This window comes from Chryseobacterium sp. SORGH_AS_0447 (genome assembly GCF_030818695.1).
In the GTDB taxonomy this organism is placed as follows: Bacteria; Bacteroidota; Bacteroidia; order Flavobacteriales; family Weeksellaceae; genus Chryseobacterium.
Genome location: NZ_JAUTAR010000001.1, coordinates 1,881,907 through 1,896,411, shown reverse-complemented (window position 1 = coordinate 1,896,411; position 14,505 = coordinate 1,881,907). Strand labels below are relative to the sequence as shown.

Genomic DNA, 14,505 nt, shown 5'->3' with positions numbered 1-14,505 from the left:
ATAAAATATTTTTCAATTGTCTAACCTTGTCCTTCAAAAGTAAGGATTTTTTGTTTTTCAGCAACCTTTGGATTAATATTTTGTAAAAAGAATATCTTTATCCTTTTATTATTATAATATATTGGCCAATTATCGATTACACTTAATCCCTTTTCCTATTAAAACCCTAAGTAAAATAAAGCTATTACAACTTAACATTTAATGAATTTCATGACTTTATTTTATATAATCATTAATTTAATCTATTTATAAACTACTTAAATTTTATGTAAATATTGATATGGCTTTAGTTTATTGTTATTTTATAAGCTACCACAATGTTAATTGGCATGTCTTCAGGCCCATTGCTTTGAAACTCTTTGATCTCTTCAACATTTATATCATTTGCAGAAATACCTTGTTCTATTAAGTAATTTTTTGTAGTACTTACAACATTCTCTGCAACTTGTAAATAATTTGTCAAGACATTAGCATCTAATGCCGCTAAAAATCTATCTCCGGATGCATAAAATACTGGAACATAAAATGTTTTTTTATTTAATTTTTTAGCTATTTCATAGTCTATAATCCCTTTCAGAGATGGCTTTTTATCTGAATACTTTTTAAGAAATGTTATCATTTTATCAAAAACTTTCAAATCAAGTTTAGAGTTATCCAATCCGTATTTTGTTGATATTAACCAAGATAAATTTTGAACATAAATATAGTACCATTCTGGTCTTAAATAGATCTGATCCGGATAACCTTTATCTGTTAAGAAATGTTCACCAGTAAAACCATTCTTTCCATACATCTCAAAACTACTAGATTTATTAGTAAAATATAGATCTTTCAAGGTTTCTTTTAAAGTTTTTCCTTTGAAAATCTCTTTTTGCTTTTTTTCATTATCTAAGAATTCAAAACCATCTTTTTCTAAATAGTAGTTAAAAAACTTTATCCATGGTTGCACTTCGCTTCCTAGCGTAGTTTCTGAGCCAATTTGTTTCCAAGATTCAATATATTTTTTAACTGTGGTATCATCTGCATTTTTCAAATCTATATTATCTTTCATATCCGATGGTTTTAAATTACCTATCTTCGAATGAGCATAAGTATCTCCAAACCTGTGCAGCATTTCTCCTTGTAACTTAGTATTTTCTTTTGGTGCATACAAAAATTTTATTGCTGTAAAAAACTCTTCAATTCCGTGAAAACCACCGGTTAATGAGTGTAAATTCTGTTGGGAACCGTCAAAATATCCCCAAGTGTCATTTAACTCAAATTTTATTTCATTATGTATCGTAGTATCAGGAGCTTCTGTTGCAGTTGCTAGCTCTTTTGCTTTAGCAGGATTCATTCCTAACATTAATGAAACTAAATACACGGTAGAATAATGCCCGTCCGTTTCGTAAAAAAAGGGAGTATTTGATTTTGTGGCAATGTTAGAAATAGAGTTTTTTATTTTGGGAGTTTCACCTTTCTTTATATCTTTTGCAGGTAGTACTGGATTTGAAAATGGGTATATTTGTTGTTGTTTTTGATCTCCCTCATGAAAAGCAGTTTGTTTTTGTAAATTTTTCGGCATATAGATTCCGGATTTTAGGTTATGATAATTCCACATCTCATTGATGCTCAGAGTCATTATATATTTTTTCTCAGCTTTTTGGGTATCGGGATGATTGATATCCCCTGTTTGGGCAAGACTTTCCTGGAGTTTGACATACATAATTTCTGATCCCTGCCCATAAAGGGTCTGTGTATTATGAACGGCTGTAACCGCTCCTTTCCGATTCAGCCGACTGCTGTCGGGATTTGCCTGACCTGCTAACAGGAACGAGGTTTGTGACCGTGATAGCTGTGTACTGACAATATTGGGATCATGCAGAGGAATGACCACCGGCTCATGCGGCTTCTGCTTTCTGCTTTGGCCCTTCCGGGTATTGCTGTCTTTATCTAAAGGTTGTGCTGCTTTCATGACTTGATGTTTTTAATTGAAATTTTATTAAAGGCGTATAAAGCACTTCCAGATCCCGTGCTTTGCAAGGCTGCCTCCGGGATCCGGAAAACCGGGCCGTTTGTGTAGAGGATTCTTCTAAAGGTTAAAAAATAAACCCGAAGCGGTATCGGCTTAGTGATGAGAAACACGCGTGCCTGACCGTTTCGGGTTCTGTTCTCATGTTTAGTTTTCAAGGTTAAATTTCGTACTTTTCCGCAGGAACTGCCAGCTTTTTGCCTACATGATTCTGTAGTTGCAGCAGAGCATTTCCACGGATGTTTTTATATTGATGTCAGCTTTTTATTATTTAATTTGTTTTCAATAATTTAACAAAGTAAAAAACTAAAAAATCAGGAAGCTGATCAGGAATTCTAAAAGAAGTTTATCCTTCACACAATGCAAACAGGATCATTTGATTATATAAAACTACTCAGAGGATGTTAACCGAAAAAACTTCCAGCATCCCTCTTCCTTCTTCCAGCCTTTTAACCTGATTCTATTCGAGTTAACGTCATATCAGCGATTCCAGCATCCGGATCAGCTCCGGCTGCGGGTGGACATCCGATTTATCGGGTCTGAAGGAGACGTGTGCCCAGATGCCGCTTTCTCCGCCCAACGCCCTTTTATTGAATTCAAACATGACATCTCCTTTGTATTTCAGCGAGATGCCGTACTGCTTTCCCCAGTAGACCAGAAGTTCTTTCAGGGAAGCGATCTGGGCATCGGTATACTTCTCATAAAACCGGTAACCCCTGAATTCTTTTTCATATTTCACTACATTCTTTGCAGCGACTTCCTTGCCGGAGAACGAGTAATATTTTGAATCTTTAAAATTCAGGCCTCCCCAGCTGTCGAGCTCGACGCCGATAAACTCTTTATTCCTCTGGGTATTCATTTCCGAAAGCCCGAATTGCGCAAAATGCGCTTTTTTAATTCCGAGGTGATGCGCCCAGTATTTAGATGAAAACAACTGATGAATTCCACCGTCCCTGGCGATGATGATCGGCGTCGCCACCCGTTCGGCAGTGGATTTCCACCAGTTGATGTCTCCTTCTACCGAATCTCCCGACACCGTATGATGCAGTACGATTCCTTTCTTTGCGGTAACTTCCCGGTAATATTGGTTTTCGGGGAAACTGTGACTGATGATATTCATGATTTTTATTATTAATTTTATTTTAAACGGGATCATCTTTTTTCTCTTCCTCTCCCGCGGCCGGCCTGGTCGTCTTAACGCCATAGCGGCCTTCGATGTAAAGGTTTATTGCTCTTTCGATCCATTCCGGAAGATTGGTGGTAATCATCTTCAGGAATTTATCGTATCCATAACCCAGCACAAACAGTATGCCTGTGGAATACCATTTGTCGTGAAGGTCGGCTCTGCTCATGACATAGCTCATCGTGAAACCAACGATCATCACGATGGCTAAAGTGACGAAGTGTTCCCAGAGCTGTTTCTTCTCTTTATTCTGTATCGAGATCAATACCCTTAATAGTCCTCCGGAAAATGCGATGGCAGTTCCGATTAACAGGGCTTTTATACTATCCAAACTCATTCTTTCCTATATATCTGTTAAAAAAATTCTTCATCATTTTCAGAGATCATCATGCTCCAGCATGTACAGTTCGTCTAAAAATTTTTTGCTGTTCAGGATATTTTCACCTTCATTGATATAGGCAAGCTCGTCGATCAGTTCACTGATATCTTTACGGGGTTTTTGCGGTTTTTCTTTATTTTTTTTGTTTTTTTTCTTTTTCATGGTTATAAAATGGATATGGTGGTTATTGTTCTTACCCAGTCGGATCGATGTTCCTGTTCTAAGGAGCAGGAGATTTTTAAAGTCTTTTACCTAACAGCAATAGACCAAAAGAAAAACGGGAATTACCTCTGTAAGATAACGGCAAATTTAAATTTGGGAAAGATGTCGGGTTACAATCTTTAATTATTTGGTACGGGATAGTTTCCCTGATGGAACAGCGCAATTACCTGACGGTCTATTCTGCCCATTGTGCGTTGATATTTTCCGGAAATAAACGAAACGGCTTTTGGCCGGTTAAAGAAAGAAATATTGATGCTCTTAGAAGGCCTAACGCTGATTATTACAGCGGCAAATTGCTTTAAAGGCAGCAAAGGCGTTTCGTTTACAGGCAAGTCATATGAGGAACGGAAATATAATGTGTAATATCGCTTCAATAGCCGGAAAGTTTTCGGTATTAAATTATATCATTTCCGGATTTGGTTTATTGAATTCCGGCCTTGAAAGCGATTTTTATTATATTAAATACTATATCATACAGTACTTTTCTTAATCCTGGACAATGATATTATAGATTGTCCTTTCCGATAAAAACAACATTTCCGTAAGTTCCGTCACGATGACTTTCATCTGTTTGTCCTGATTGCGTTTTACATAATCGTTGACAAAATCTTTTCTTTTTTCTGTTAATTCTTTACTTCGTTTCATTTTCTTTAAGGTTAAAAGCTATTTTTTTAATCAGTCATCCGGCTTCTTTTTATGGTTTTATTATTAAAATAAGTCCGTAAAAGATCTGCAAAGGCTGATGGTCCAGCCTCCGGTAGATGTCTGATGAGATAAATTTATCTGATTCTCAAAAGCCGGCATCAGGAGTTTCTGACAAAAAATTGTCGGCCCGCTTTTTCTGAACTTTACTGAATTGCGGCTATTAACGAAATGGATCTCCATTATTCACCATCCAGCAATTCATTACGTTTCTTTGTAATAAGTGAAGCATAAAGGCCAGCTGCTTTTTAGTATTTGAGCAGACGATTTTCTATCAGTCTTTTCTTCAAATACGAACAATAGTTTCAACAGAGATTTAAAATCCGCACTTTTTACTTTTTTTATATTACCCTTCTGTTCTAAAGGCGCCGTTTAAAACAAAAATTTAAATTACTGCCGCAAATATATCGGATGTTAAAATCAGTTTACACTTTTGATTTTCGTTGTCCTTTAAGGATTTATAAAGGGATTAATCATCAAAACATAACAAACTATATAATAAATTTTGTATATTTGTGCTGTTATTTCATAACAACGAGACAAATATACGAACAATGTTCGTATTTAAAAAATAAAAAAGTAAATATTTTGCGTCTTTTTTTGTAAATAACGATAAATCTATCAAAATGACCCATTTAGAATTCAAACAGATCAGGAAGCAGCTTAAGATGAAGCAGTCGGAAATAGCTGAAGCGATCGGAGTCGGTACAAGAGCAGTCCAATATTGGGAAAAAGGCGAACGGAAAATACCGGAAACGACGGCTTATTTTGTAAAAAACCTGCTGGAAGAACAAGAGAGCAAAGCGAAAAGCAGTGCCTCTCCTGTGGTGTTTTCGGATCTGAAGGTAATGTATGTCCCGCTGGCCAATCAGTACGCACAGGCCGGTTACCTGAACGGGTTTGCCGACGAAGAATATATGGAAAGTCTGCCGGTGATTCCCTTTACCGATGATGTAGAACACCGCGGCGAGTATATGTGCTTTGAAGTAAAAGGGGACAGTATGGACGACGGCTCCTATGAAAGCTATCTGGAAGGCGACATTATTTTATGCAGGAACATCCGTCAGGATTACTGGATGAGCAAGCTGCACTATGACAAATGGGATTTTGTGATCGTCCACAAAGAGAAAGGCATCCTGGTTAAGCGGATCATCAAACATGATGTGGAAAAAGGCATTATTACCCTACATTCCCTGAATGAATATTATGATGATTTTGAGATCCACCTGAACGATGTCGCGAAATTATTCAATATTATCAGTACAAGACGGAAAAACAACAGAAGGTAAACCAAGCTGCTGTTTTCTGATGAATAAAAATCCTCAAATAATTGAGGATTTTTATTCATTATTAATTCTGATTTAAATACAGTTTTTACTGTCCTCTCATTAGCTAACTGATGCATTACCAAAAAATTGGTTCTGATAATTAAGGATTATTTCCAGAACATCACCTGATGATGATGCTTTAGGAGGAAATCCTGTTGCTCCTGTCGGCGCAGTTGCAAATGCATTCCATTGCTCCCTGCTGGTACTATTTATCAGTTCTTTCATTTTTGAGGCAATCGTACTTGGAGTATCAGAAGCTGTGGCTATTACTGTAAGAACAACACTGTAAACTCCTGTCTCGAATCTATTGCCTGCCGATACATTTTGACCTACTTTAAAAGTTTGAGTTCTTGACCCACTTGATCCTGAACCTGTTGTAGAATTACCAATTTCAGTCAATGACGGAATAAGGTCGGCTGCCTTATTTACAGTAACTGTAACTTCATCCGACGCTGTGGCTCCCTTATTATCTTTTACCGTCAGTTGGAATGTGTAGATTCCTTCCACCAATCCTGCAACGGCTGTATCAGCAGTATTTGGATTAGCTATATTTGCATTTGCCGGAGTAGTGCCAATCTGTTTCCATAAGTAGGAAACTATAGTTCCATCAGAATCATAGCTGGAAGAACCTTTTAATTCTACTGAATTTGTTGGCAATTGTATATCCGTATTTGATGCATCTGCTATTGCAATAGGGGCTCTATTCTCTTCAACAGGCCCCTTATACCAGTCTCTGATCATTATTACCTGAACGCATTCCTTATTGCTTACCTTCACTTTGATAACCGGAATTTGTTTCGGATCCAGATTATACATGGTATAGCTCATGGTTCCGTTGGCGTCCGGCTGCAACGGAATAAAACCTCCGTTATCCCAGAAATCCCAATCGTACTGGTAGTTTGCAAAGCCGGTTCCGGAAAACGTAAAATGAACTGTTGTTGCAGATGAACCGTTTACCGGATAATCGACAGCGCTCACCGATACATTCACCTGAGGCTGCGGAATCACTTTAATGCTGCAGTCGGTAGGTTTCCCGTTTACGGTAAAGCTGATATCGGTATTGTAAAGTGACTCACTTACGGAAGACGGATCGAAAACATAGCTGCCGTTCTCCCATTTCACTCCACCATTCAGGTTTGTACCTACCACCGCTTTTACTTCTCCGTTAGCAGGAGAAACCGTAAATGGAAGAAGACCGGAATCTGAGCAGACCGTTGTTTTCGGTAAACTTAATTTTAACTCGATCTTTGGGGTACAGCACTGATACGGAAGTGAAAAATCTGCGATAACCACCGAATCTCTTCCCACCTGCTCGTATATCATTATGAAGGTTCCTCCCCGCTCAACGCCACGCCTGTGTTCCAATCCGGAATGTTTATCCACATACTCGTTGAAGTAGGCTTTATACAGGTCTTTGTTGTTTTTCAATTCCATAAAGGACAACAGCATCACATCAAATCCCAGCTGCTGCTGATTCCTGATCTGCATAATCCGGTCAAAGGCTTCCTGAGGGTCCATCCCCTGATGGCCTTCGATATTATAAAACGAATTTCTGTCTATATTAAAATCCAACGGTTCCTGCACATGGGTATCAAGCGACAAAAAGCCTGAATGATATCCCAGATTATATAATGATGAGCGGTTGGCTGTTTTATCGAAATTCCAGGCTTTCAGAAATTCCGGAGTTACATTATAATAGAACGGAATTGCTTTATTTCCCAGTGGATTTAATGATTGCGATGGGATAATTTTAATTGCTGCAGAAGTTTCAAAGTCATCCGAATATCTGAAGTTTTGCACCTGTTGCTTAAAGCGTTTAATCAAAGCATTTATTTTTTTGGCTGCTTTTTCATCATCCAAAACAGGTGAATTGTAGAACCGGTGTCTTAAAGGATCCAGGCTAACGGATGCCACGGTCTTTCCAAGCATAATGTGTTTCGGAAAAGAAACCAGATCCGGAATACACCTGGTAAAAGATTCAGGAAGCAGCTTAATAATTTCGGAGCAGGTATCCGTTACATCTTTTATCACATCATAAGCGTATTGAAAGCCTGCTTTTTGAGCAATACACGCTACCAATATCTCTTTAAAATACTGATGATCAACAGACTCAATTCCAAGCAATGTGGATACCGCATTTACTTTTTTGAAAATACTCTCGCCGTAGTTGCTTCTCATCAGAACATCGGAATAAAGATTCTTCAGATCCGCAGAGGCGAAATCTGCATCAATCCCTTTTTGCAGAATAAGCCGCTCTATGATAACCCTTTCCTGTTTCAGGTCTTCCATGATCCCATCAATAAACAATGGATGCGGCTGCATCTTATCGTTTTCGAGGATTCGAGCGATTCCCTGTTTTGTCGTTACCAATACTTTAAGATTACGGATCTGCAGGATTCCGTGATTATCACAATCCACACCGCGGCATGGCTTGACCTCTTTTTCATAATCTTCCAGATATAGTAAAAGATATTTGTCTTCTATGCCGGAAAGGTTACTTACAGGCTGAAAATCAGAATTTGCCTCCTGAGCTGTTGCCAGTTCCCAAAGTTCGATTTGTTTGCTGTTTGCATCGTAAAATGCAGGATATTTTATTTTAAAATTATCATATTTCTTAAAATGGGTGTAATTTTTATTCTGTATGTCAATGGTTTTTAAATCACTTACATATAAATCTTTACTTACTTCACTTGTATTGTTGAGGGTAAGCAGATCACCATCGGTCGTAACAGCTGCTCCCTGGGAAAGCTGTATCCCGTTCAGAGAACGGTCTTTGTAAACGAGCTCAGGTTTAAAACCGCATACAATACCAACTCCCTGCAGCATTACCCTCGACAGACGGTCCTGATCTTCGAAAAAATCCAGAAATTCATTAAACTGAGTTTCTTCAATGTACTGTCCTTTGCTGAACTTACGGTATTGCGTTGATATATTACTTAATTGATTGTTCATTATTGCTAATTTTAATGATTTAGTAAGGTATTTTTAAACTCCCCGGACAGCTTTTTCTGCCCGGAAAATTATTTCACTTCTATTTACTGGGACAAATACCTGAAACGTTCCATGCTGTGCTTCCTAATGGTGCCAGAACGGTAACCTTTGCATATCTTGGTAAAGCAGAAGTTTTATTGAATTTTAATGAACCTGCCCCGTTCGATGGATTGGCAGTTTTTATATCTGCCGGATTAACACCTGCACTGATCAGGCTGCCGTTTAAACTGCTCGAACCTACGAAACCACTGTCATATTTCTGACCATTCCATTCGATGATGAATCTGTCGGGTACACTGTAAGCATTATAATTAATACCTGCCATTCCCGTATCCGTTCCAAAATCGATATTGTATTCAAAAGTTCCGACACTTCCGCTGTAATTAAAATTATCACTGCACGAAACGAGCTGTAAACCGCTTAATTCGACATCTATTGTAACCTGTGTACTGCATCCTGAGTTTTCAGCAATCACATTAAGATTTGTATGATAAGTCGTATTTTCATTTGGTACGATCGGGAATACATGGGCAACCAGGCCGCTGGAATTAGGCACTAATGCATCGGTTTGGTTATCACCGTAATTCCATTGGTAAGCCGCTATAGAACCTGAACCGTTATTTTCCACCTTGAAGTAAACCGTAGCTTCATTACTTGCATAATTATAAACCGTATCAGAAATTGTTAACGTTATATTTGGCTGCGCATACACGATCATTTGTGCTTCCACAGGCTCATCATTAACGGTAAAGGTAATGGTCTGTCCGAAATAATTTGAAGTTACCAATCCCGGATCGAAATAGCTCTGTCCGGCAGATTGAGTAATGGCCGGTATCTGAGTACCGTTCACCATTGCTTTAACTTCACCATCCGGCGGAACGACGGTCATGGCGATTGCCTTATCTCTCTGGCAAAGCTTGCTTGCCGGTAAAGTAAGGAATACAGGATCTTTCTTAGAGCAGCATAAATAAGGCAGTGAAAAATCAGCAAGCACCTGGTTGTTTGTTTCCGATTCGGCGATCAGAACGAATGTCCCACCGCGTTCTACCCCTGCCAGATGTTCCAGACCGGATTTACGCTCCAAGAAATCACTTAAAAGCTCGGTGGAAATTTTGTCTTTTTTAGCGTCCTGTTTTACAACAGTAACGTCATCACCCGACCCTGAACCAGATGGAAAATCTACCTTATTGAGTAATCTCAGCTGGCTGTCTAATTTAGAAAGGTTTAGCAGTGTACTTTTTGCATCACCGGTTTCATTGCTGATGGCGCTGGAAATTGATACCAATTGTTTTCTGAGCTCTTCGATGGATACTTTTTTGGTTTCCGTATCACCATTTCCTCTTCCTCCTTTCTGCAGGAGCAGTACTCCAACATCAAAAGCCAATCCGTATTCTTTTTTAAGATCATTAATGTTCTGTACTGCTGTTTCAAAAGGCAATCCTAAATGGCCTTCAATCCTTAGGAAATCATTATCATCAATCGTATAATTCAACGGATTTTGAACAAAGTCTGCTGTTGCCAGATGGCCTGTATGATAACTTAAGTTATAAGTTTCCGTATCTGTTTTCGTTTTTTCGAAATTCCATTTAGCCAGTAATGACTGATCGACATTGTAGTAATAAGGAATAGCTTTTTCGCCTAATCTCACATTGAGATGAGAAGGGGTAATTTTAACGGGTCCTGCGTATGGCCGGAAGGCTTTTACTTTCTGCACAAAACGGTTGGCAAGCATGATGACTCTTTCGTAGTTTTCATCTGCATTGGTGGTAACCGGAGAATGGTAGAAAGCATGGCGGTACGGCGTTCGTGCTCCCAGTTCGGGGGTTGCTCCCACAGTTCCCAGCATCAGGTGTTTAGGGAATGCAGCAATGTCCGGACAGCATTCTACATTTAAATGTAAAATCAGGTCTTTTATTTCATTATACGTATCGATAAGATCTTTCAGCAAATCATACCGGTATTGGTAATCTTCCAGACTGGAAGTGTTGGGTTTTAAGACTTCTTTTATTTTTTTTGTCAGTGCATCGCCCCGCAGATCGGGACTTACATTAAAGGTTTCCGCGATGGCATTGAAGCCGTTACAGAATGCCCCCACTTCACCGATAGCGTCCTGAAATACAGTCTTTAAATTTCCTGCCGTCGTTATGCCGGAATTCAGAATCACTCTTTTGGCTTCAATAGCCGGTAAATTATCGAAAAGATCCTGATAGCCATTATGAACCTTATAAATGCTGTCTTTCGCATCCCCTTTGGCGAGAAGTTCTGCAACAATCTTTGCATCTGCCAGTAAAACCTTCAGGTTCGACACTTGTTCAGCTCCGGTATTGTCGCAATCAGCATCCTGACAAGGTGTTTCTTCGTTGGAATAACTTTCCAGATAAAGGATAACTACGTGGTCATTCAGATTAGTTATTTCCTGTATACTTTTAACCTTTCTTACATCAATCAGCTCATTATATTCGTTCTGGGTAATCAGTTCCATCAACGGTATTTGTTGACCATTGATCTTGAAATGACCATATTGTGCAACATCATTATAGTGTCTGTAATATTTGTAATTTTTAGTATTGAAATTGATGGTAACTTCTGAAGGGCTTTTCCCTTTCTGACGCAGGGTAATCAGGTCTCCATCCGTAGTAACTCCGGCTCCCTGAGTAATAACGATGGCTCCTACAGCATCGTTATCATTGGTCTCAGAACTGCTGTTCTGTGAGTTATTCGGATCTATAAAACTTGCTTTAAAACCACATGCGATCCCTACCCCGCTCAGACGGGTTCTCGACATTCTATCCTGGTCTTCAAAATAGTCTATAAATTCATTTAACTGCCCTTCCGTCAACGCCTGGTTTTCGTTGAATTTTCTGTACTGGGTGGTTATATTATTTAATTTAGCATTCATTATGTATCGATTTTTATATGTTAGATTGTCCTAAAATTATTTTTCCGTCCAGGCTGTCGTTATCATCCATGGCGCAGTCTAAAAGCCTTCCCGGCCTGTAGATATTGTTCAGTCTGGCAAGAGCAGCCAGGAGATCCCTGGTGCTGCTTCCTAAATCCGGAAGATTATTTCTGGATTTATCGGTAAGATATTTCCTGAAAGCAGTCTCAAATTCGGACAAATCGCTTTGAGCCGTCTGCACTTCACTCATCCGGTCTCCTACCCAGCAGATTTTTGCTAATATATGGGCCGGAATTTCCTGGCGGATCACCGTTTCCGCATACCGTCTGAAATCAGGATCCTGGAAACGGTAGGCAAATCCCGGAAGCACGACACTCACCCGGTAAGAGTAAGGATCGAAAACATCTGTTTCGCAATCTTCTTCACAGGAAGACATGAATGATGATCCGGTTACCTCGAGATCATACATTACTTTAAAGGTCTTGCCGATCGACATACAGCCGATCCCTCCCATCATTTTATAATTCTTAAGGACCGGTTTCAGCAATAAATGCTCGACCAGGAAAATACCCTCTTCGGTAAATTCATACTTAAAATAGCTGATGGTCGCCAGAATTCCTGTTTTCAATTCCTTTATACCTGAATAAGGGTTGGTCTTTTTATGATTGGCAATTACGTTTCCGGCTTCATCTAAAATGTCGAAATAATAATTACCTCCTGCTGATAATCGTATTTTTATATTTCCGATCAAATTGACATTCGGATCTGCTTCAAATTTTTTCCAGGCTGCTTCAAAGTCTTCCTCATCGATCTGGATGGCCTGATAAATCGCTTCGTTCAGGTTTTTGGTAGCCGCATATTCGATCTCGTAGATATTCACCGATGACAGAATAATATTACCATCGGCATCTTTTATTTTCCAGTTATAGGTCGCTTTTCCGCTGCTGCCTGCTCCTTTAATAATCGAAACAGGGGATTGGGATATATTCCGCTGGGTATAATTCTTAATTCCCAGTAAACGGGCGATCCTTTTCTGTACGCCGGAAATGTTACCGGTATTCCAAACCTCCTCATCGGAAGCTAAGGTATAATTGTAGCCCAGCCCGCGGTCTTTACTTAAAGACTTATACTCTTTTAAGAAATTCTCTTTATTGCTCAGGACAATTTCGTCGGTGGATTTTCCGTACAATGATTTCATTACGAAGGTGTAATCGCTGAATGTTTCGGCAAAACGGGCAATCAGGTGGTCCAGCACCTCGTTCCGTCTTTCAACACTGTTGTCCAGTTCTTCATAAAGGGAATCCGTAAGTTGGTCGTCATTACCGGAAGCATAACCGGATACCAATTCATCAAAACCTTTGATGTTTTTAAGTGCCTGTGTGAAATAGGTCCTTTTTAAACTGCCGTTAATGCTTAATACTTCTTTTACTTTTTCGAGATGCTTAAAATATCCGGCCAGGATCTGATCAAAAAACAAGAGATAAGCCTTCATCTGTTTGGCCAGTGCCTCCCGCTCCGGTGTTTTGTCTCCGATGATTCCTGAGATCCCTACTCCATAGGTATCCGGAAATTCATTTAAAATGGAAGCATAGTTTCCAATATCATAGGAAGTTCCGTCCGGTAAAGGCAATTCTTTGTTTTGTCTTGCATCGTCACGAAGGACTTCCTCTTCATTTTTTAGTATTTTTAAATACTCCTGTACTTTTTTATCATTGATATTGAGCGGAAGGGAACCTTTACTGTAGCTGAACGAGCTCAATTCACAGAGTTCGGGCTTGCTGCCGTTTTCTATGCAGATCAGCCAGTCGTTGTTCTGACTAATAACATTGTCGCAGCCTGCAATGGAGATTTCGTGGATTTCTTTTACCCCGTCGACTTTCATGATTTCGCTGATGATGTCGGAAAGGCGGACTTCTTTTCTCAGCTGGCTGTTTTTCAGTTCTTCCGTATCGATAAACCCGTTTTCCAGCAGCGGGCCGTCGAAAATTTCATCCGTTGCCTGTCCTTTATCAAGCATCTGTTTCAGGGAGTAAAACTGAACTTCAGGCGCCAGATAATGATTGATGGTCCTTAGGACTTTAGCGTGTACAAGCTCTTCATCGGCTTTGTTTATAAGTCCGATTCTGGCGCATACGGCCACCTTTTGGGTCTGGACTTCCTTAATTTCCACCAGGTCTTCGCAAAGCCCTCTGTTGGCATGATAGCGGTCCAGTATCTCATAATTGACATTAGCCCTTTTGCATCGGTTGTCTTCGGTATCGAGATCGTCGGAATAGTCTACATACAGATCGTAAAGACCTTTTACATTAAAGTCGCGGGTCTTTTCCCCGATCGGGTTGAAGTCCAGGGTTCCGGTTTTACAGTCCACATAAATCTTTTCAGTTCTGGGAACCAGCCAGCAGTTCAGGATCGGTCTTTTAAAGTCCGGCTCCAGGCTGATATCGATAAACAGCTTTCTGTAATCGAGCTCAGTTAAAGGTCTTGAAGGTAAGATTTCCGTAGCCTTCAGAAACTGGGAATGGATGTCTTTATCAGGATCTTTCGAAGCCAGAAGATCTCCCGTGTTCAGGTTCATTCTCATGCCGAGATCCGTGATGGCATAGCTTAAAACTTCCAGCGTGGTAATCCCGGGATCATGAGAGTTGTAATCGGTCCAGAGCTTTCCTCCCAATTTTTCTATGTATTCGATACCTGTCCTGCGCAGAAAATGAAAATCGGTCTGATCTCCGGTTTCTACATTTTTGGGTATACTGATGTGCTTATTTTCTGACATAATTATATTTTCTTCTT

General features: G+C 39.5%; 9 protein-coding genes. 1 reads left to right on the top strand and 8 read right to left on the bottom strand.

Translation table 11 applies throughout. The features are described from left to right. Positions 1–286: 286 nt before the first annotated feature. The 5 genes from QE422_RS08910 to QE422_RS08890 all read right to left on the bottom strand — a co-directional run bounded on the left by QE422_RS08910 (position 287) and on the right by QE422_RS08890 (position 4,440). Positions 287–1,954 carry a hypothetical protein gene (locus tag QE422_RS08910; RefSeq protein ID WP_307456968.1) on the bottom strand — a complete coding sequence of 556 codons (1,668 nt, stop codon included), beginning with the start codon at positions 1,952–1,954 and terminating at the stop codon, positions 287–289. A 532-nt stretch (positions 1,955–2,486) separates the two neighbouring features. Beyond that, positions 2,487–3,131, bottom strand: a complete 645-nt coding sequence (locus QE422_RS08905; protein ID WP_307456965.1) for an N-acetylmuramoyl-L-alanine amidase — start codon at positions 3,129–3,131, stop codon at positions 2,487–2,489. Between the two features lie 22 nt (positions 3,132–3,153). Continuing rightward, positions 3,154–3,531: a hypothetical protein gene (locus QE422_RS08900; protein ID WP_307456962.1), complete on the bottom strand. Its 378-nt coding sequence runs from the start codon at positions 3,529–3,531 to the stop codon at positions 3,154–3,156. A gap of 39 nt (positions 3,532–3,570) precedes the next feature. Then, complete coding sequence (locus tag QE422_RS08895) at positions 3,571–3,735, bottom strand: hypothetical protein (protein ID WP_307456960.1); 165 nt, start codon at positions 3,733–3,735, stop codon at positions 3,571–3,573. 546 nt (positions 3,736–4,281) lie between these two features. Further along, the gene (locus tag QE422_RS08890) at positions 4,282–4,440 is read right to left on the bottom strand and encodes a hypothetical protein (protein WP_170234764.1); all 159 of its coding nucleotides are present in this window, start codon (positions 4,438–4,440) and stop codon (positions 4,282–4,284) included. Positions 4,441–5,123: 683 nt separating this feature from the next. Here QE422_RS08890 and QE422_RS08885 point away from each other — a divergent pair. Beyond that, positions 5,124–5,786, top strand: a complete 663-nt coding sequence (locus tag QE422_RS08885) for a S24 family peptidase (protein WP_307456955.1) — start codon at positions 5,124–5,126, stop codon at positions 5,784–5,786. 99 nt (positions 5,787–5,885) lie between these two features. Here QE422_RS08885 and QE422_RS08880 read toward each other — a convergent pair whose 3' ends face one another. The 3 genes from QE422_RS08880 to QE422_RS08870 form a co-directional block, all read right to left on the bottom strand. After that, the gene (locus tag QE422_RS08880) at positions 5,886–8,777 is read right to left on the bottom strand and encodes a hypothetical protein (protein ID WP_307456951.1); all 2,892 of its coding nucleotides are present in this window, start codon (positions 8,775–8,777) and stop codon (positions 5,886–5,888) included. 79 nt (positions 8,778–8,856) lie between these two features. Continuing rightward, entirely contained in the window at positions 8,857–11,715 is a 2,859-nt protein-coding gene (locus tag QE422_RS08875) for a hypothetical protein (protein ID WP_307456948.1), read from the bottom strand. Between the two features lie 13 nt (positions 11,716–11,728). Next, positions 11,729–14,488, bottom strand: a complete 2,760-nt coding sequence (locus QE422_RS08870) for a hypothetical protein (RefSeq protein ID WP_307456946.1) — start codon at positions 14,486–14,488, stop codon at positions 11,729–11,731. Between the last annotated feature and the right edge of the window lie 17 nt (positions 14,489–14,505).